Source organism: Glaesserella australis (genome assembly GCF_003260095.1).
Lineage (GTDB): Bacteria > Pseudomonadota > Gammaproteobacteria > Enterobacterales > Pasteurellaceae > Glaesserella > Glaesserella australis.
Genome location: NZ_PTPX01000001.1, coordinates 60,939 through 79,605, shown reverse-complemented (window position 1 = coordinate 79,605; position 18,667 = coordinate 60,939). Strand labels below are relative to the sequence as shown.

Here is an 18,667-nt window from a genome sequence, read left to right as displayed (position 1 = left end):
ACGAATATTCTTGAAATTCAATAAATATTAATACTTATGGAAATAGCCTAAGAACAGGACCGATTAGAGTGGGAAGTCCTATTAGTCGGCTTGTTGAGCCTAGCTTGATGCCTGTGGGAGTTGGAAATGCTATAAATAGTATTAGTACTAAGTTTTCAGAAAATGAATATGAAAAATTTAAATTATTGAATGGGGAGAAAAATAAAAAAAACCAAGATAGCGCCCGTCTCCTGAAGGGTGCTAAAAGTTAATGAAATAGAGTCCATAAAAGGCACTCGTCGGGAGACGAGCGCCATCGGGGGGGAATTATGAGAAATTACCGAATGGTAATTATCGTAATATATTAACCAGACAAGAAATTCAACAGCCTATTGATATTGGTCATTCATATGGCTGGGAACATAGACGGTTATCATTAGCGGCAAAAGAATTAAATTGGAGCCAAAAGCGGAGGTGTTCCACAAAGTATGCTGTTTATAATTTGAACTCGTTGGAAGCCTTGAAAATACAGGTTTCTTCATCATAAGAATTTTTAATAGCATACAATGTGGAACACAGGGGTAATACAAGCGGTTATTTATGATTAAATCTTTGCAAATTCTAGCGATAAATTTACCACTTATATTTGATACAAGTGGCTTTTCGATTACCCGAAAATATCCCTATCTATACGAAATAGCTTACGCCATTCACTAAGGTAATGTTTTTCGAATCGATTTCCTTTAATGATAGCTAATCGCTTATCAAACCGCCTTAATATATGTGGAATAGTGCCGATAACAATCATTTCATCGTTTTTCTGTTCCTCTTCAAGCCATTGTTTAAATTGAGCTTTTAAGGTTAAGTTTTTTGTACTGTTCATGCTTCTCTCCAACTAGTTGATAGTTTAATAACTGGACGGCACTTTAACAGTTAAGCGATTTCTGTCGAGAAATGCGTTTCAATTTTTCGAGCAAGATCGCAAAAATAACATTTTTTCTCGTCAAAACTGCGGTTTTATACGCAGATAGATGTCTTGTGGAAGGAAATAATCCTTCGTCTTATCGCGGTAATAAGCCACACCATCTAGCAGTAAAATGGCATCAGGTTTTGGCTTTTTGATTTCAATACCGTGCAAGCTATATAGGACAACGGATACTAATTCCATCTGTTCATCATCCATTAATTCGGTCTGTTTGTAGAGTTCAACTAAACGTTTCGAATAATGCTTTTTAAGCCGTTTAGCTTTCATCTGTTGAATAAGTTTGCGGTCAATGTCTAACTCGCAGTGATATGCCGATTTCAGGTGATTGACAAAGCCTGTAATTGACGCTATTTGTCCTGATTTATCAGCAAGATAGTCATTTAACTGTTCCTGTGTTGGATAATCAGTAATGTCGTTAGAGCTTATTAAGTCGATAGCTGGCTGTAAAGCTAACCGAACAGATTTTAGTGAAGTTTTACCATCATCATATCGTCTTTGTAAAAGTTTATAGTAACTTGCTATACAAGGTACAGATTCTTTAAGTTTATTAAAAAGGGATTGTATGCGTTGCATTTCAGCTAAATCGTCTTTTAAAGCTTCATCTACAACTACTTGATTTGTGTCAAGTAACCAACGTAATACGGTTAAATTTGCACGCAAGCCATTTGGTTTAAAATGAATAACCAACTTTTCATAATCAGGAATTTTTTGCCAATTATCGTCACAATCAATAAAGAATCTCATAAAGTCTGAACCTTTATGTAAAGCAACGCTAATCCCGCATTTTCTCATGTACCAAAAAATAAATTTCTTATAGGCTGTTTTAATTGTCTTATGGCGAAAGATATGCACATTTAAGCGAATCATATTGAATAATAAAGTTCGTCTTGCACAGTCAGGACAAATATTTCCATAACCTGAAGCCATTTCCGCTTTGCACTTAGGGCAAGTTGAAAGTAACTGTTCATCACACTTTTTGCATAATTGCTTTTCTTGATTATGAATTTTGCGATAACGGCTACAATTCTTACACGTTGCAAAAGTATATTGTCGATAGCAAGAAAGGCATATAGATTCTTTTGTGATTGGTGAACGATACCTATCTCGGGTCATATTGCCACATTCTGAACACATTTGTTCTTCACGGAAGTAACGAACACATGATGAACATACAGCTCCGTAATTCGTCACCATTCCTACATTAAATGTACCAGCTTCTTTTCCACAACGAACACAATCCGTCAAACGTTCGCACTCAAGGCAAAATTCGCCATCACGGTGAATACGCTTTAATTGACCACATAACTTACAGGTTTTCTTTTTAAACCATTGAGCGTAACAATTCGCACAATAGTATTCCTCTCGGAATTTGCGTGTAACTGGTGTTTTTCCACAAATAGAACAACTATTTTGCGAACGAATTTGGGTTATCTTCATACTGCAATTTGTAATTGTCGTTTTAGTCGTTCCCATTGACGGTTAAGACTTAAATTAGAATTAATTTTAGGCTTATTTGCTATTGTTTTTCGATTAACTTCTCTACCTTCTCTTGCATGCTTGAATAGTGAATCAAGCTCAGAAGGGTAATTTTCAAAAGCAAAGGCTTTTTGTGTAATCTCACTTTGTTGAATCGCATAAATAATTGCTTCGGAAGATAACTGAAGAATTTTTACAGCATTCACCAAAAGATTTTTACGTTCATCTATCGGTAGCAATTCAAATGCTAATGCTGTTTTAGGTTGACATAGATTACCTTGTGATATGCCTAACTGTTCAAGAAACCTTGCAATAGCGTGAGAAGATTTTACTATTGCTCCACGACGAATGAGATTAATAAAATAACGTAAAATAGCAAAATACTCTTGAGAATTAACTTGTTTCTGAAAACATATACCTAAATCACTTGTAAAAACAGCATCTAGTATTTGTAGTGTTTCAATTTCCGTTTCACTTAATAAATCAGAGTGATAATTCAACATCTCACCACAATGATGACAATAATTGAGCTGTCTTTTATCCGCAGACAGTAAATGCGGTTGATATAGCTCACCACAACAAGGGCATTTTGCATCAAGTAATGTTTGATGTTTCAGACAACCAAAATACCATGCAAAACGCCATTCATTCCGTAAATATGGTGCTTTATCTAAACAGCATGAGCAATAATGCTGACCGCTACGATGTGAGCGATTACGAGAGCTTCTTGGCAGTACCCACTTCGCTTGACCTTTCATTAAGGTCTGTTCACCGTTAATCCGTTTTAATGCGGAATAAAGAGAGTGAGCTTCTAGGTTTACCATCCCATTCAGAGATAAGTCACAAATATCAGAATAGATTTGCTGCTGAATAGGTTCAAATCCCCTATCTAAATCATACGTCCATAACCGCAATTTATCCCAATAAAATCCCGTGAACGTTAATGGGTCAGTGCCGCAATCTAATGCTGCACGAATTAACCACGAACTAATGCTTTCATTTGGTTGTATTGGCGTTCTAATAACACCTGATTTTATCCGATAATTTTTCGGAAGCCCTGCGTTGGTTGTACCCATGAATTTTTCTCGATAATGTCTAACGTAATTTGTTCAGTACCTGATGTAATTGCTTCTACTGCACACGCAGTCAATAAACGATGTACATTCCCTAGATTTCCACCTGAAATCGTATGAATTTTAGTAGCGAGTTCAGGTGATTGTAGGTTAGAGCATTTCTTCAATGGCAAAACACCCTGAAATTGGAAAAGTAACTTTTGAAAGTCCTTATCCAATTTCCACCTTGGCAATTCAGCAACATCAAAACGGCTAGCGTGTTGTGGGTCAGTATGTAGGACACGAATTGCATCTCTTGTACCTACACCAACAATAGGAATTTGCAGTTCATTACATAACATTTTAATCGCATTCATAACCTGACGTTGTAAACGTGGCGTACCCACAAGTAAAGAATGAAATTCATCAATAACTAACATTTTTACTTTGTATTCACGAAACAAATGAATCGTTTGATAACGTAACTTTGCCACACTATCAGTTGAGCGATAAGGCACATAAAAACGTTCTAATAACGAAATATAAAGTTCTTTCTCATTCGCACTCGGCGGTGCTTCTGCCAAAATAATAGGGCGGACACCATCCGATAGACTATCGACATAAGGTTGTCCGTATAAATCGTAGAAATGGCGAATTAACGTTGTTTTACCGTTATTGGAATCACCTACCACCAACAAATTAAACATTCTTGGTCTTTTTGGTTTATTCATCAGTGAAACTAGATTCTCAATAATTCGATTTGCAACAGGATAACCCACCCAACGAGGTTCATCTAAAAACTCAATCCGTTCTTGATTATTTGCGGTCACTAAATGACGAAATTTTTCATGAACATACTCATATTGCTTTTCCATTATTCAATATCCCCAAATGTGAATTCATCATCTGAAAGCAAGCTAGAAGCTGGTGCTTTTACTATTTCATGTTGTGTTTTCTCGATTACATTAGTCGGTACTACTACATCACTTTTTGCATGGACTTTCTGTCGTTGTGCTTGTCGGCGAGCTTTCTTCGTTCTATGAGCTGATTGCTCAACCATTTCACGCATTTCTGTTAAAGCATCATTAATTTGTTGTGAATGAATCAATTTTTCATCTTTGTCTTTCAAGAATTGACGAACTTGTTTATATTCCCAAATACTCATATCAGGTAATGATTGATCTGCAAACGGAATAGGGAAATAACGTTTTAATCTTGGATCGTAAAACCAAATTTTGCCAATATTACGTGGATCTCGACGAAATAAAAATTCCTTGCTTTTACCGTTTTCATCCGAATCATTGATGTACATATTGAGAGCAACATCATAGTAACGTAAGCCATCTATCGTTACGCCATTATGTTGAATCGTACGTTTTTCACTTGGTAAAAAATCGAGTAATAATGTTTGTTCATCAACAGGCATCTGCGGATAACCGTAGCCCACATGGTCTTTATCACCAAAAATACCTAAACGCCATTTTTGAACAGGCGACATTCCTAAAGCAGAGTGCGTACGTTTATGGTACACATTCACAATGTAGTTAATTAGCCACGCTTCAAATTCATCTAACGTCATTACAGCTTCGGCTTCAGATTGATAAGTATCTTTTTCTTTCGTATTAGAGAAAGTTGTACCGCTCAAACCATGAACCTCTTTCATAAATGTACCAATCACACGTTCAATATGTCCGCCAAATTCAGGACGACCGACTGGAAGAAATTCCAAAGCAATACCGTGTGCTTCACAAGATTTTGATAAATCAAGTGAACGAAAATCTGCACCGTTATCTACGTGAATTTTGTTTGGATAACCAAATACAGCCCATTCACCTTTGATGTTGTGGTCTAGTAATAAATGCTCTTTGGGCAAAATACTGCGAGCAATACACATTGCGACAGAAGTAACAGATGGAGCGTCAAGCGAAAGGTAATAACCTGTAATCATTCGGCTATACACATCCATTGCTAACGTTAAATATGGTCTGCCAATCGGCTTGCGATACTGATTATCTACGATAATCAAATCAACAGGTGTATGGTCGATTTGAATCACACTCAGCGGAAAATCAGCATTTGGAAAACTATTTGGTTTAGGTGTAAATTTATTCTTCGCTTTTTCTTTTTGTCCACGCTTACGTAACCTTTCCTCTTCCGAAATACGCAAAATACGCTGTCGAATTGTTCTACGACTAGGGCTATCAATGCCTTTTTGACTCGCTACACGTTGTACTTCACGAATCGTCTGTTCAATAGAAGGACGTTGCTTATGCAGGTAAAATTCATTAATGACCAATGTAACTAATTCATCTTGTTCTTTAGTTAAACGAGAATTACCCTCAGCCCAACCACGTTTACGACTAACCAACCCTGCGATAGAGCCTAGTGAATTATAGGCTTGCAACCATCGGTATAAACTGCGCTCACTTACGCCAACTTCTTCCGCTCGAGCTCTTACCGAAGCTGGACTATGTTGCTCATAGTTAAGTAACGGTTTAATCATTTCGTATTTTTTTAACGCCTTTTCCCAATAATCATCACTGATTGCACTTAAATCAACTGATACATCTTCACGCTCGTTGATTTTCAAATTATCTAACTGGTGAATACTGGCAATCTTACTTTGGCGAGTATGAAGATTTCGGATCATCACTTGTGCATCTTCATCTAAATACTCAATCAGTTCATATTGTTCGCCATCTTCGCGATTTACATAAACGTTGCCTTTTTGCAAAATCAGGCGACCACGCTCTAATCGACCGTGATAGCGAGGATGAATAAATCCTTTAGTCATTTGAATACCCCCAAACTTCGGTAAATTCAGATAATGGCTCGAACCAGTTACAAGTAAGCTGTTTGGTTGCCAATAAGTGATAGATAATTTGCAATCCTTTGGTTCGATAAAGTGAACCTGTAAATAATCGAGAAAGTAGAAAATCTATTGTTGTATTGCCGTGTAATTTAACTTGAGTAAGTATCGCTTCAATATCTTCAGGATCGCACTGTAATCGTTTGTAACGTTGAACCGCATTAATGTTGAATAATGCAAGGTGACGAATTTTATCTTCATCATAAATATGGAAGATGCACTCGTTCTTTTTGCTGAATGCCATTGCTGCTTTCCATTTTTCTTTCCAATCACGCCAATGTTCTTGCCATTTTGATTTTGGTTTTACTTCAATCAAAAGTGATGGTCGTCCATCATTGAAACGGATGAAGAAATCAGGCGTATAAGGATAAGTCATCCCATTTTTTATAAACAAAATGCGAACGGGTTGAGAAATAATTTCTTCTACCACAGGCATATAAGTAAAATAGAGTAAGAGATCTCGCTCAAGTGTAGATTCGTAGGGAATACTTACTCCATCTTTAAAAGGAAGTAAACCTGATACGCTAAGACGCGTTGGTTTAATCTTACGAACCTGTTGGAAAGTGGGTTCTGTTTTCATAAATAATTTGACCTTTATTGGTATCTTTTAATGTGTTTTGACAGCTATTTGTAGCTTTTGTGTCATTAAATAGTATCTTCTAAGGGTAAAAAAATAGGCTAAAGCCTTATTCTACCGTTCTAGGTTTTGCTTATTATGACACTTATTTGTAACTTTGACAGTGGTTCGATCCCAAAACCAGGCGAAATTTCGTTGGCTCACAATGGCGTGCTATTTTTGGACGAACTGCCCGAGTTTGAACGCAAGGTGTTAGATGCGTTGCGACAGCCGTTGGAGTCGGGGGAGATCATCATTTCAAGGGCAAATGCAAAGGTGCAATTTCCTGCTCGTTTTCAGTTGATTGCGGCAATGAACCCTAGCCCAACAGGGCATTATCAAGGCACACATAACCGCACATCGCCCCAACAGCTGATGCGTTATCTCAACCGTTTGTCAGGGCCATTTTTAGACCGTTTCGATCTCTCAATAGAAGTGCCATTACTGCCACAAGGGGCGTTGCAAAACAACACGGAACAACGGGGCGAAACCACCGAACAGGCTCGCAAGCGGGTACTTCAGGCAAGATATTTGCAATTTCAGCGGCGGGGGAAAATCAATGCACAGCTCACCACCAAAGAGATTGAGCAAGATTGCAAATTGAGCGACCGAGATGCGTTGTTTTTGGAAAATGCACTAACCAAACTTGGCTTGTCGGTGCGAGCTTATCACCGTATTCTCAAGGTCTCTCGCACCATTGCCGACCTTGCCGATGAAGCTCAAATTCAACAGCCACATTTGGCGGAAGCGTTGGGCTATCGGGCAATGGATCGTCTGTTACAGCGACTTCAGGGAGAAAGTTAGTTTTCAAACACGTCCAACGCCAACTTGCTCAAGCAATCGAGCAACATCAGCTCTTGATTGACCGCATTGACTTCAACCAAATCCCGTTGGGTTTGTTGAATGATTTGATGCCCCTTGAGCAAGCCTTGTGCCGTAAGCTGTTGGCTAAATGGAATAATACCGTTTTGTAAATCAGGATTGAGCCAGCCTGTCGAAATCTGCATTTTGGCTTTAAGGGCATCGCTAAAAAAGGATGCAAGCCACTCAAGTTGTTGTAATACTTGATCTTTTTCTTTATCAAAGGCGGAAAAGAGTAGGAAAACATCACGGCTCTTGTAAAAACGCCAAAAGGTCTGCAAAAAGGTTTTACGGCTCGGCAAGCGGTCGTTTTCAAGAAAATTTTTGCAAATCAGCGGACGGTTGTGACACAAACGCAGGGCGGTCTCAATCTCGTTTGGCTGTGCCGTTGAACATTCGGCTTGCAGCCAGTCAAACGCTTGTTCAAGCTCGGGAGTCTGAATCAGCCACGTTTGGCAACGGCTCTGAATGGTCGCCAACATTGTGGCTTGCAACGGGGATTCCAGCAAGAAATAGACGTTGCTATTCGGCTCTTCAAGGGTTTTCAGCAACGCATTTGCAGCCGCTTCCGTCAAACGATCCGCTCCAGCCAAATAGACCACTGCATTGCCCCCTTGTTGCGAAAATTGTTGTAATTTTGCCGTGATCTCTCGCACCTGATCGATCCCAATATCTTTATTTTCAATCGGTTCAAGCAGATGAAAATCGGGGTGGTTGCCACTTTGCCACAGCAAACAGCTTTTGCACTGCCCGCAAGGTTGGCTCTCTTGTGGCGTTTGGCAAAGTAACCAATGTGTAAAGTGTCGGATAAGCTGTTCCGTGCCTAAGCCAACATCAGTTTTAAACAACAATGCGTGATGCCCCCGACCTTGCTGAAAGGTTGAAGTGATTTGGTGGTAGGTGGGTTGGTGCCAGGTGTATAAGTTCATTTTATTTAGATTTTAAAATTAACATCTATTTCTCTCTCCCGCTTACAAAAGAGAACTTTGCAAATTTTTAACAATAAGTAACCGCTTGTTTACCCTCTCTCTGCTTAAAATTGCCTTACGCAATTTTAAGCTGTCTCTCCCCCGTAAACGGGGGAGAGTAAGGTTATACCATTGACAAAAACCTTTCCACCGCTTGTTTTATATCTGCCGAAACCTGTTCGATATCCGCTTCAGCATTGATTAACACGGCTTTGGGGTTATCTTTCACCAACGCTAAATAACGCTCGTGGGTGCGGTGGAAAAAGTCGATATGTTGCTGTTCGATGCGGTCTAAAGCACCACGCCCTTTGGCTCGTTCTAGTCCAACGGCAGGATCAATATCAAGGTAAAGGGTAAAATCAGGTTCAAAATCACCTAAAATCGCAGAGCCGATTTGATCCACCAAATCCGCCAAACCCCGTCCGCCACCTTGATAGGCTTGGCTGGACATATTGTGTCGGTCGCCGATAACCCATTTGCCACTGGCAAGGGCTGGTTCGATCACCGTTTCGACCAACTGCGTACGAGCGGCGTAAATCATCAACACTTCGGCTTTGTCGGTGGTGTGTTCGCCGTCTCTGCCCTCTTTCCACAAATCACGCAGGGCTTCGGCAATTGGTGTGCCGCCCGGCTCTCTTGTGCGGATAAAATCAATGCCATGGGTAGCTAAGGTTTCTGCTACCACACGTTGAGCGTTGCTTTTGCCTGCTCCCTCTAATCCCTCAATCACAATAAATTTGCCACGCATTATTTGTTCTCACTCTTTTTATTTCGTTCAATTTGGATCCAATTACGCACCGCTTGATTATGTTCATCTAATGTTCGGCTGAACTTATGCCCGCCCGAACCGTCCGCCACAAAGTAGAAATAAGGGGTAGTGTCGGGTTGAGCAGTCGCTTTAATTGACGCTTCACTTGGCATTGCTATCGGGGTCGGCGGTAAGCCGTCAATGATGTAAGTGTTGTACGGCGTAGGTTCTAGCAGATCTTTTTTGCGGATATTGCCGTTGTAGCGGTCGCCCATTCCGTAAATCACCGTTGGGTCGGTCTGCAATTTCCAACCTTGACGCAAGCGGTTGATAAACACCGATGCCACTTGCGGACGCTCACTTGCCACGCCCGTCTCTTTTTCGACAATTGACGCTAAAATCAGCATCTCATAAGGCGATTTAAGCGGTAGGTTCTCCGCCCGATTTTGCCAAGCCTGCTCTAAGGCTTGTTGCTGTTTTTGATAAGCACGTTTTAGCAATTCAAGATCGCTTGAATACGGCACATAGCTGTAAGTATCAGGGGCAAGCCAGCCCTCGAGCTTTTCGTTTGGCACGCCAAGCAGTTTGGCAATATCTGTCTCATTTTTATCGGCAAGTGTCTGCTCTAAATAACGAGCCTTTGCCAACTGTTCACGCCACGTTTTAAAGGTTTTGCCCTCAATAAATTGCACATTCAACTGCACTTCTTTGCCACTGTTAAAGTGTTGGAGTAGATCTTTCACGGTTTTGAGATTATCCAACGCATAAACACCTGCTTTAAATTTGCTCAATTCAGGCTGCAGACGAATGAGATAAGGTAACAAATCGGCATCATCACTACTGATAATACCTTGCTCTGCAAGCAATTTTGCCAATTTTTGACTTGATGTGCCTTTTTCTAAAATAAAGAGTTGATCGGGCTTGGTTGTCAGTTGATGTTCTGCTAACTGATTGATTTTTTGATAGGCATAAAATCCGCCACCAAGAGCAACCACAGACAGCAAGCCAAGTGAAATAAAGAGTTTTTTTAACATTTGAATCAACGTATAAATCGAATTAAAAACGGAGCGAACCTTACTACAAGGCATACAAAAAAGCTATACAAGCGGTAAGATTTCTAAAATTTTTTGTAACGCTAGTTTTTGTGTTTTTTGATTTAGGGGATAAATGGTGGGTCGTGAAGGATTCGAACCTTCGACCAACGGATTAAAAGTCCGCTGCTCTACCGACTGAGCTAACGACCCATAATCTTGCGTAACGGGAGCGTATCATACGGATTTTCCGCGTGAGATCAACCCTTTTTTTCTTTTTTTAAATTATTTGCATAGTTTGCAAGCAACAAGCGGTAAGATTTTGCAAAAAATTTACCCTATCCGACCGCTTGTCTCTCAGAAATTACGCTTTCGCTTTTTCTGCTGCTTTCACGATTACCGCAAAGGCTGGAGCTTTAAGTGATGCACCGCCAACTAACGCACCGTCAATGTCTGGCTGGGTGAATAACTCTGCAGCATTGGCATCATTTACTGAACCGCCGTATTGAATGATCACTTGATCGGCAACCGCTTGTGAGTGTTTTGCAATGTGACCACGAATAAATGCGTGAACTGCTTGTGCTTGTGCTGGAGTCGCTGATTTACCTGTACCGATAGCCCAAACAGGTTCGTAAGCAATTACGGCACCGTTGAATGCTTCAGCACCTAAGCTGTTTAATACTGCATCTAATTGACGAGCACAAACCGCTTCTGTTTGACCTGCTTCGTTTTCCGCTTCAGTTTCACCGATACATAATACTGGCACTAAACCTGCTTCTTTTAACGCAGCGAATTTTTTCGCAATAAATTCATCGCTCTCTTTGTGGTAAGTACGGCGTTCAGAGTGGCCGATGATGATATATTTAGCACCGAAATCTTTTAACATTGCTGTTGAAATATCGCCAGTAAATGCACCTTGTACATTCACGTCCACGTTTTGTGCGCCTAATGCGATCAATTTTTTGGTGGTACATTCACAACCACAGCTTGCTAATGCCGCTTCTGCTTCCGCTAAGTACATCACAGGCGGTGCGATAGCGACATCACAACCTGTAACGCCATCAAGTTCTCTTTTTAAGCTTTCCACTAATTCTTTAGTGAATGCTTTGCTACCATTTAATTTCCAGTTACCCATTACTAACGGACGACGTGCCATTTTGTTTCTCCTATTGAGTGAAATGTAATAATAAAACTGCGCAAACTATACCAAATTTTTACAAGAATTTATTGTTTTTCCGCAAGATTTCAGCTCAAGATCAGAAAATAACTGATAAAATAGCCAAAATTTTAAGGGGCGGGGTTTATCCCCGCCCGAAATGTTAATGGGATAAACAATGCAATTAGCCTATTTATTCGGCAAGCCCACGCAAGCGGGCAGATTAAAAGCAGAATTTGCCGATTTTATTGTCAAAGAAGAACTCGGTTATACCCTTTCAGGTGAAGGGGAATTTGTGGCGGTAAAGATTCGTAAAACCGATACGAATACCTTGTTTGTCGGCGAAAAATTGGCAGAATTTGCAGGCATTTCCGCCAAAAATATGAGCTATGCAGGCTTAAAAGATCGCCACGCCGTGACAGAACAGTGGTTCTGCTTGCATTTGGCAGGCAAAGAAACACCCGACTTTTCAGCCTTTCAACTTGAAGGTGTCGAAGTGTTGGAAGTCACTCGCCACAACCGCAAAATTCGCATCGGCAGTCTTTCAGGCAATCACTTTGAGCTGTTATTAAGAGACGTAAAACAGAGCGATGATCTCACCGCTCGTTTAAACCAAATACAAGCGGTCGGATTTCCGAATTATTTTACTGAACAACGTTTCGGGCGAGACGGACATAATTTGACCCAAGCAATGCGTTGGGCGAAAGGCGAAATTACAGTAAAAGATCGTAAAAAACGCAGTTTCTATCTCTCTGCCGCTCGCAGTGAGATTTTTAATTTGGTCGTTTCAAACCGCATTGAACTTGGCTTAACCCAACAGGTGTTGCCTTTTGACTTAATACAACTGGCTGGCTCAAACAGTTGGTTTGTGGCACAACCTGAGGAATTAAACGAATTGAACAAGCGGTTAGATTTGCAAGATATTTTGCTCACCGCACCGCTTGTCGGCGAAAACTCTTTATCACAGCAAGTGTCTGAGTATGAACAAAACATCGTTTCCGCCCAGCAAGATCTGTTGGCATTAATGGCAAAAGAGCGAATGAGTGCTGCTCGTCGTGCGATGTTTTGTAAGCCACAACAGTTTGAGTGGCAATTTGAAGAAGCAGGATTACGTTTGAAATTCTTTCTTGATGCGGGCAGTTATGCGACAGCGTTGGTGAGGGAGTTGGTTTTGGTGGATGATTAGTCGCCTATGATGGCACTTGTTTTAACCACAACTGCTCGAAACATATAACTCATTGATTTGAAATCATTCCCTTCCCCCGTAAACGGGGGAAGGTGCCGAAGGCGGAAGGGGGGATTGCAAACGAAGTTTGCAACATTTTAGCGATTTTTAACCGCTTGTAGATTGTTCTTCGGACACCCCCCTCAGCCTTCGGCAGCTCCCCCCGCAAGCAGGGGGAGCGAACGGGGTAACATCATCGTATTATAAGTTTCGAACACTTATGATTTTTAACGAGTGCCTAAAACGTAATTAAAATATGATAGGCACACGTTGAAAACCTGTACTATTGGCAACGAAGATAATAATGCAAGGAAATAACAAACAATGAACATTCTATTAAGCAACGATGACGGTTTCCACGCTCACGGCATTCAAGTTTTAGCAAAAACACTGCGTGATGCAGGACATAAAGTCACCATTGTTGCCCCTGATCGCAATCGCAGTGCGGCATCAAGCTGTTTGACGTTGGTCGATCCATTGCGTGTACATCAATTTGATAATGGTGATTATGCCATTATTGCAGGCACACCCGCAGACTGCGTACATTTGGCGTTAAATGGGCTACTTGATGAACCCTTTGATTTGGTCGTTTCGGGCATTAACCACGGGGCGAATTTAGGCGATGATGTGGTTTATTCAGGCACGGTTGCTGCCGCCCTTGAAGGTCGTCACTTACCTTTCCCGTCGATTGCAGTCTCTTTAGTTGGGCATAAAGGGGCAAATTATTTGGCGGGTCAGTGCCATTTTGAAACGGCAGCACAGGTGGTATTAGATTTATTGCCAAAAGTAGTCACGGATGCAATCCCTGCCAATCAAGTATTGAATGTCAATGTACCCAATGTGCCTTATACTGAACTTAAAGGGATGATGGTTACTCGCTTGGGCGACCGCTCACCTGCAGCGGAAATCATTAAACAGCAAGATCCCCGCGGGGCAAATGTTTATTGGATTGGTACAACGGGTAAACCGACTGACGAAAGCGAAGGGACAGACTTTTATGCTATCAATCATAACTATGTCTCTATCACACCTGTGCAAGCAGATATGACAGCACATCAATCCATTCAAGCATTAAAAGAGATTTTATAAATGAAACTATTTGGTACGATTTATGATAAAACGATGGAATGGTCGAAACACCGTTTTGCTGCAGGTTGGCTCAGTTTTGTCAGCTTTATTGAAGCGATTTTCTTCCCTATTCCGCCCGATGTAATGCTTATTCCGATGTCGATGAGTAAGCCACAAATGGCAACACGTTATGCGATTTACGCTACCGTTTCGTCGATTATTGGCGGAATTATTGGCTATTCTGTGGGTTATTTTGCGTCAGATTGGGTACAAGAAGTTGTCGCAAATTGGGGAATGCAAGCCAATTTTGATCGCGCAATGAGCTGGTTTGAAACGTGGGGAATCATGATTATCTTCTTAGCAGCAGGTTTCTCACCCGTTCCATTTAAAGTCTTTACCCTTTGTGCCGGTGTACTACAAATGGCGTTTTTACCATTTATTCTCACGGCAACAATTTCTCGTTTTATTCGCTTTCTGCTTGTGGCAAAATTATCTGCATGGGGCGGAGAGAAATATGCGGATAAAATCCGCCGTTCTATTGAATTAATTGGTTGGGGTACAGTAGCGGTTGCTGTTGTTGCCTACGTGATTTATGTCTTATTGAAATAAGAGGCTATTATGAAAAAATCATTCCTTCTACTTCCACTTGCTGCAATGATCTTAACAGCTTGTTCATCAAATACATCATCTGAAACGTCACCAAATGTTGAAGTAACAGAAGCTGGATCTTCATGGCAAACGGAAGTACAACAAGTAGAGATGCCGAGTTCTATGACATCACCTAGCTACCAAGCGCCACAACCGACTTATACACCGACACCGCAACCAACTTATAGTCAGCCACAGCCGACCTATAGCCAACCAAGTTATGGGCAAACAAACTATGGCGGACAAAGTGAAACCGTTGGGGCTTGTAACGTTGTGAGAGATTCAAACAATACGCCTGTTTATAGTCAAATTCAAAAAGGTTGCTATACCGACAGTTCTTATACTGTAGGTAAACATGATACTTGGTTCTTAGTTGCTTATTTAACAGGACAAACCGCAAATCAACTTGCAACATTGAATAACTTAAGTACATCTACACCATTAAAAGTAGGTCAAGTACTACGTGTAAGATAATTCCATAGAGAAATTTCTCTTTTATAAAAATTATTTTCAGAACGCCATATTAGGCGTTCTTGTTTTGTTTTAGGATATTTAGAATGAAAAAGTCTTTTTTATTACTTCCACTCGCCGCATTCGTATTAACGGCTTGTGGTTCAAATACACCTGCACCGGTGGTCAATGCTGATGGTGCAGATTTATCCCCTGGGGTTATGCAACCCGTTTCTGGCACCATGAATAGCGGCACTGGTTGGCAAACAGATGTACAAAGTACATCGATGCCAACAACGATGGCGACACCAACTTATACACCAGCACCACAACCGGTGTATCAAGCGCCACAGCCAACATATCAGGCTCCGCAACCTGTTGCTCAACCAAAACCAGTGCCAGTAGAAAAACCAAAAGCAACAACGGCTAAAACAACCAAAAAACAAGTACCACAAGATTTTACGATCCCACGTGATGAAAATAATGCGCCTATTTATAGCCAAATTGATAAAGGGTTCTATAACGGCGACACCTATACCGTGCGTAAAGGCGACACGATGTTCTTAATTGCTTATATTGCAGGCAAAGATGTTAAAGAAGTCGCAGCACTCAATAATATGAGTGAGCCATACCAATTACGTGTAGGTCAAACCTTAAAACTGGGGAATAGCCAAGCGGCAGCAACAGAAACGCAAACCGCCAAAGCTGCGCCACAACCTGTAGCCCAACCAGCACCAAAACCCGTTCAAGTAGAACCTGTCGTCACTTATACCCAAGCGCCAAACGGTACAGCTTATGGCTCTGATGGCACGATCACAGGCCCTGTAAAAGCAGGAACAGGCGATGCAACGGCTGTGACTCGCCCAACGGTTACCGCAAGTGCAGGAACCGTTGCTTCTACACCACGTGTCACCGCAACTACTGCAAGTAGCACACCAAACTACAGTAGCAATACACCTGCGCCAGCGGTCTCATCAATCAAATGGCAATGGCCAACACAAGGTCGAGTGATTTCAGGCTTCTCATCATCTGAAGGTGGCAACAAAGGTCTTGATATTGCAGGTACAAAAGGTCAAGCGGTTAAAGCTGCCGCTGCAGGTCGTGTTGTGTATGCAGGGAATGCCTTACAAGGTTATGGTAACTTAATCATCATTAAACATAACGATGACTTCTTAAGTGCCTATGCACATAACGACAGCATTAAAGTTGAAGAGCAAGACAACGTAAAAGCAGGTGAAACCATTGCGACTTTAGGTAGTACAGGCACCAATAGCAACAAACTTCACTTTGAAATTCGTTATCAAGGTAAATCTGTTGACCCTGCACGTTACTTACCGAGACAATAATGTATGAAACTATTCAAACAACTCAGTCTGTTTGTGGCAATAGGAGCATTGATGGCTTGTAGTACACAACCTGAACCCGTGATGTTAGGCGGTGGCAAAGATAAACACGGTTGCTTATCTAGCGCAGGGCAAAGTTATTCTTACCTGAAACAACAATGCGTTCAGCCTTTTGATATCGCAGATATTAAATTAACAGATCCCGCAAATACGACCTTAGCTGTCTATGTCATTTTATCTGACGATAAATCACAGGCAGAAGTGTTTGCCGCAGACTTACCCGAGAATACCATTCTTGATGCGGTCAAAGGCGGATACTTGTCTAAAGATCGTAAAGTCCGTTTAACCAAAACCGCAACGGCTTGGAAAATTCACAAGTAATTTGCAAAAAATAAGAGAAATCTGACCGCTTGTCACCACAAGCGGTCATTTTTTACAAGGAAAATACCAATGACGACACGCTGTAGCTGGGCAGGTGATAGTGAAATATATGTCAACTATCACGATAACGAATGGGGAAAACCTGAATATGATAGCCAAAAACTGTTTGAAAAAATTTGTCTAGAAGGGCAACAAGCAGGGCTATCTTGGATTACAGTATTGAAAAAACGCGAAGCCTATCGAGATGCATTTTATCAATTCGATCCGCATAAAATCGCACAAATGAAGGAATCCGATCTCGATCGCTTAATGCAAAATGCGGGATTAATCCGCCACAGAGCCAAGCTAGAAGCCATTATTAAAAACGCCAAAGCCTATCTTGCTATGCAAGAACAAGGTGAAGATTTTAGCCAATTTATCTGGTCTTTTGTTAATGGCAAGCCACAGGTAAATGACATCCCGACTCTTGATGTTGTCCCTGCCAAAACCGCAGTGTCTACCGCTATGTCAAAAGCATTGAAAAAGAAAGGTTTTGTATTTGTTGGCGAAACAACTTGCTATGCGTTTATGCAATCAATGGGATTGGTCAACGATCATCTAAATCACTGTTTATGCAAAACAAAATGGTAAAAAAATAATGGAATCTGACCGCTTGTCGATTATTTTCGCTCATCATAACGAGCCAATTCCTGCCGATTTTTTTGATTATTCCAAACCGAAAAATAAAGCGGAAAATGAATTATCTGAACGTCAAATAAAAAAATGGAAAAGTCGCCGCATGGCTTATTTTTTATTACATCAATTATTTGAGAAATTTAATTTAGATAAGTCATTGCTTAATAATATTGAAAAAACAGCGAGCGGCAGACCTTATATTCATCACCCCAATATTGATTTTAATATTAGCCATTCAGGTGATTGGGTGGCAATTATATTTTCTTACCACAATCCAAAAAAAGTGGTCGGGATTGATATTGAACATCCGCAAAAAGTCAGACGTTTTCAAGCCTTATTAGATTATTATGCAGGTGAGCAAGAGCTAACTGAAATCCAGAATCCAACGATTTTGCCTGAACTTCACTCACTCGCTGATCGTTTCTATCTGACTTGGTGCTTGCGTGAAGCGATATTAAAATCACAAGGCGTGGGGATCGTGAAGCTTTCAGAAGTCACTCACTCATTAAGCGAGCAGAAACTTACCAGCACTTATTGCCCTAAAGGGATATTACACTTTTATGCGCAATTGCCTTTTTATTTAGCCTATTTTTTTGAGCAATCAGAATCTATGGTATTATTGCCCCATCTTCAACAATGGAAAAATAATCAGTTGATTGAGATTAAAAATCTCACACCGATCATTTATCAAGTAAATTAAGGATTTTATGTCACATCTTATTTCAGAAAGCAAACATTCACGTTTCGGAAAATTAATCTCCGAAGGTTTTCAATGGATTTTGAATATTTCTTTATTAGCGATTGGATTAATTCTTGCTTATTCACTTTTCTATGAAGCTTATACACTCGTTGATTTATTTGTTAGCCATAGTGATAAATTTCAAATTGTAGAAAAAATTGTTATCTTCTTTTTATATTTTGAATTTCTTGCCTTAATTGTGCAATATTTTAAATATAACTACCATTTTCCGTTACGTTATTTTTTATATATCGGTATTACAGCGATGGTACGTTTAATTATTGTTGACCATTCAAATGCCATGCACACTTTATTATTTGCATTAGCGATTCTCGTAATGGTTATTGCACTTTATGTGGTACACACAGAGAGTTTACATAAAAGCTAAGGAGAATAT

Annotated in this window: 19 protein-coding genes, 1 tRNA gene and 1 pseudogene; 10 read left to right on the top strand and 11 right to left on the bottom strand. The window is 40.5% G+C overall.

What is annotated here, in order from left to right:
• Positions 1–646: 646 nt before the first annotated feature.
• The 6 genes from C5N92_RS00505 to C5N92_RS00480 form a co-directional block, all read right to left on the bottom strand.
• Positions 647–862, bottom strand: coding sequence for a tRNA delta(2)-isopentenylpyrophosphate transferase (locus tag C5N92_RS00505; RefSeq protein ID WP_111748932.1), 216 nt, complete (start codon positions 860–862; stop codon positions 647–649).
• Positions 863–982: 120 nt separating this feature from the next.
• On the bottom strand, positions 983–2,437 hold the full coding sequence (locus tag C5N92_RS00500; RefSeq protein ID WP_111748931.1) for a hypothetical protein: 1,455 nt from the start codon (positions 2,435–2,437) through the stop codon (positions 983–985).
• Positions 2,398–3,516, bottom strand: a complete 1,119-nt coding sequence (locus C5N92_RS00495) for a TniQ family protein (RefSeq protein WP_111748930.1) — start codon at positions 3,514–3,516, stop codon at positions 2,398–2,400. Before C5N92_RS00495 ends, C5N92_RS00500 begins: the two co-directional genes overlap by 40 nt.
• Positions 3,474–4,367, bottom strand: coding sequence for a TniB family NTP-binding protein (locus tag C5N92_RS00490; RefSeq protein WP_111748929.1), 894 nt, complete (start codon positions 4,365–4,367; stop codon positions 3,474–3,476). The genes C5N92_RS00495 and C5N92_RS00490 overlap by 43 nt, the downstream gene beginning before the upstream one ends.
• Positions 4,367–6,286, bottom strand: coding sequence for a Mu transposase C-terminal domain-containing protein (locus tag C5N92_RS00485; protein ID WP_111748928.1), 1,920 nt, complete (start codon positions 6,284–6,286; stop codon positions 4,367–4,369). Before C5N92_RS00485 ends, C5N92_RS00490 begins: the two co-directional genes overlap by 1 nt.
• Positions 6,279–6,941, bottom strand: a complete 663-nt coding sequence (locus C5N92_RS00480) for a TnsA endonuclease N-terminal domain-containing protein (protein ID WP_111748927.1) — start codon at positions 6,939–6,941, stop codon at positions 6,279–6,281. The genes C5N92_RS00485 and C5N92_RS00480 overlap by 8 nt, the downstream gene beginning before the upstream one ends.
• Positions 6,942–7,100: 159 nt before the next feature.
• On the opposite strand from C5N92_RS00480, the pseudogene C5N92_RS00475 reads away from it, so the two are divergent.
• Positions 7,101–7,781, top strand: a pseudogene (locus C5N92_RS00475) (ATP-binding protein); the annotation flags it as partial.
• Here C5N92_RS00475 and C5N92_RS00470 read toward each other — a convergent pair.
• The 5 genes from C5N92_RS00470 to tpiA form a co-directional block, all read right to left on the bottom strand.
• Positions 7,778–8,767 carry a DNA polymerase III subunit delta' gene (locus C5N92_RS00470; RefSeq protein WP_111748925.1) on the bottom strand — a complete coding sequence of 330 codons (990 nt, stop codon included), beginning with the start codon at positions 8,765–8,767 and terminating at the stop codon, positions 7,778–7,780. The pseudogene C5N92_RS00475 and the gene C5N92_RS00470 overlap by 4 nt on opposite strands.
• A gap of 163 nt (positions 8,768–8,930) precedes the next feature.
• Entirely contained in the window at positions 8,931–9,554 is a 624-nt protein-coding gene (gene tmk / locus C5N92_RS00465; protein WP_111748924.1) for a dTMP kinase, read from the bottom strand.
• Complete coding sequence (gene mltG, locus C5N92_RS00460) at positions 9,554–10,588, bottom strand: endolytic transglycosylase MltG (protein ID WP_111748992.1); 1,035 nt, start codon at positions 10,586–10,588, stop codon at positions 9,554–9,556. Before mltG ends, tmk begins: the two co-directional genes overlap by 1 nt.
• Before the next feature lie 134 nt (positions 10,589–10,722).
• A tRNA-Lys gene (locus tag C5N92_RS00455) sits at positions 10,723–10,798 on the bottom strand.
• Positions 10,799–10,949: 151 nt separating this feature from the next.
• Positions 10,950–11,741 carry a triose-phosphate isomerase gene (tpiA, locus tag C5N92_RS00450; protein ID WP_111748923.1) on the bottom strand — a complete coding sequence of 264 codons (792 nt, stop codon included), beginning with the start codon at positions 11,739–11,741 and terminating at the stop codon, positions 10,950–10,952.
• A gap of 178 nt (positions 11,742–11,919) precedes the next feature.
• Between tpiA and truD the strand changes: the two genes are divergently transcribed.
• From truD to psiE, 9 genes are all read left to right on the top strand, one after another.
• Complete coding sequence (truD, locus tag C5N92_RS00445) at positions 11,920–12,927, top strand: tRNA pseudouridine(13) synthase TruD (protein ID WP_111748922.1); 1,008 nt, start codon at positions 11,920–11,922, stop codon at positions 12,925–12,927.
• Positions 12,928–13,290: 363 nt separating this feature from the next.
• Positions 13,291–14,055 carry a 5'/3'-nucleotidase SurE gene (surE, locus tag C5N92_RS00440; RefSeq protein WP_111748921.1) on the top strand — a complete coding sequence of 255 codons (765 nt, stop codon included), beginning with the start codon at positions 13,291–13,293 and terminating at the stop codon, positions 14,053–14,055.
• Entirely contained in the window at positions 14,056–14,643 is a 588-nt protein-coding gene (locus C5N92_RS00435; protein WP_111748920.1) for a YqaA family protein, read from the top strand.
• Between the two features lie 9 nt (positions 14,644–14,652).
• Positions 14,653–15,156: a LysM peptidoglycan-binding domain-containing protein gene (locus C5N92_RS00430; RefSeq protein ID WP_111748919.1), complete on the top strand. Its 504-nt coding sequence runs from the start codon at positions 14,653–14,655 to the stop codon at positions 15,154–15,156.
• A gap of 83 nt (positions 15,157–15,239) precedes the next feature.
• Complete coding sequence (nlpD, locus tag C5N92_RS00425; protein WP_111748918.1) at positions 15,240–16,478, top strand: murein hydrolase activator NlpD; 1,239 nt, start codon at positions 15,240–15,242, stop codon at positions 16,476–16,478.
• Positions 16,479–16,481: 3 nt separating this feature from the next.
• A complete protein-coding gene (locus C5N92_RS00420) occupies positions 16,482–16,856 on the top strand; it encodes a hypothetical protein (RefSeq protein WP_111748917.1) in 375 nt (124 codons plus the stop codon).
• 69 nt (positions 16,857–16,925) lie between these two features.
• Positions 16,926–17,486: a DNA-3-methyladenine glycosylase I gene (locus tag C5N92_RS00415; RefSeq protein ID WP_111748916.1), complete on the top strand. Its 561-nt coding sequence runs from the start codon at positions 16,926–16,928 to the stop codon at positions 17,484–17,486.
• Positions 17,487–17,493: 7 nt separating this feature from the next.
• On the top strand, positions 17,494–18,231 hold the full coding sequence (locus C5N92_RS00410) for a 4'-phosphopantetheinyl transferase family protein (protein WP_111748915.1): 738 nt from the start codon (positions 17,494–17,496) through the stop codon (positions 18,229–18,231).
• A 7-nt stretch (positions 18,232–18,238) separates the two neighbouring features.
• Entirely contained in the window at positions 18,239–18,658 is a 420-nt protein-coding gene (psiE, locus tag C5N92_RS00405; protein WP_111748914.1) for a phosphate-starvation-inducible protein PsiE, read from the top strand.
• The last annotated feature ends 9 nt before the right edge of the window (positions 18,659–18,667 follow it).

Bases quoted from the DNA above. Each gene is read 5' to 3' on its own strand.
- C5N92_RS00505 (WP_111748932.1), bottom strand. From the start codon at position 862: ATGAACAGTACAAAAAACTTAACCTTAAAAGCTCAATTTAAACAATGG.
- C5N92_RS00500 (WP_111748931.1), bottom strand. From the start codon at position 2,437: ATGGGAACGACTAAAACGACAATTACAAATTGCAGTATGAAGATAACC.
- C5N92_RS00495 (WP_111748930.1), bottom strand. From the start codon at position 3,516: ATGGGTACAACCAACGCAGGGCTTCCGAAAAATTATCGGATAAAATCA.
- C5N92_RS00490 (WP_111748929.1), bottom strand. From the start codon at position 4,367: ATGGAAAAGCAATATGAGTATGTTCATGAAAAATTTCGTCATTTAGTG.
- C5N92_RS00485 (WP_111748928.1), bottom strand. From the start codon at position 6,286: ATGACTAAAGGATTTATTCATCCTCGCTATCACGGTCGATTAGAGCGT.
- C5N92_RS00480 (WP_111748927.1), bottom strand. From the start codon at position 6,941: ATGAAAACAGAACCCACTTTCCAACAGGTTCGTAAGATTAAACCAACG.
- C5N92_RS00470 (WP_111748925.1), bottom strand. From the start codon at position 8,767: ATGAACTTATACACCTGGCACCAACCCACCTACCACCAAATCACTTCA.
- tmk (WP_111748924.1), bottom strand. From the start codon at position 9,554: ATGCGTGGCAAATTTATTGTGATTGAGGGATTAGAGGGAGCAGGCAAA.
- mltG (WP_111748992.1), bottom strand. From the start codon at position 10,588: ATGTTAAAAAAACTCTTTATTTCACTTGGCTTGCTGTCTGTGGTTGCT.
- tpiA (WP_111748923.1), bottom strand. From the start codon at position 11,741: ATGGCACGTCGTCCGTTAGTAATGGGTAACTGGAAATTAAATGGTAGC.
- truD (WP_111748922.1), top strand. From the start codon at position 11,920: ATGCAATTAGCCTATTTATTCGGCAAGCCCACGCAAGCGGGCAGATTA.
- surE (WP_111748921.1), top strand. From the start codon at position 13,291: ATGAACATTCTATTAAGCAACGATGACGGTTTCCACGCTCACGGCATT.
- C5N92_RS00435 (WP_111748920.1), top strand. From the start codon at position 14,056: ATGAAACTATTTGGTACGATTTATGATAAAACGATGGAATGGTCGAAA.
- C5N92_RS00430 (WP_111748919.1), top strand. From the start codon at position 14,653: ATGAAAAAATCATTCCTTCTACTTCCACTTGCTGCAATGATCTTAACA.
- nlpD (WP_111748918.1), top strand. From the start codon at position 15,240: ATGAAAAAGTCTTTTTTATTACTTCCACTCGCCGCATTCGTATTAACG.
- C5N92_RS00420 (WP_111748917.1), top strand. From the start codon at position 16,482: ATGAAACTATTCAAACAACTCAGTCTGTTTGTGGCAATAGGAGCATTG.
- C5N92_RS00415 (WP_111748916.1), top strand. From the start codon at position 16,926: ATGACGACACGCTGTAGCTGGGCAGGTGATAGTGAAATATATGTCAAC.
- C5N92_RS00410 (WP_111748915.1), top strand. From the start codon at position 17,494: ATGGAATCTGACCGCTTGTCGATTATTTTCGCTCATCATAACGAGCCA.
- psiE (WP_111748914.1), top strand. From the start codon at position 18,239: ATGTCACATCTTATTTCAGAAAGCAAACATTCACGTTTCGGAAAATTA.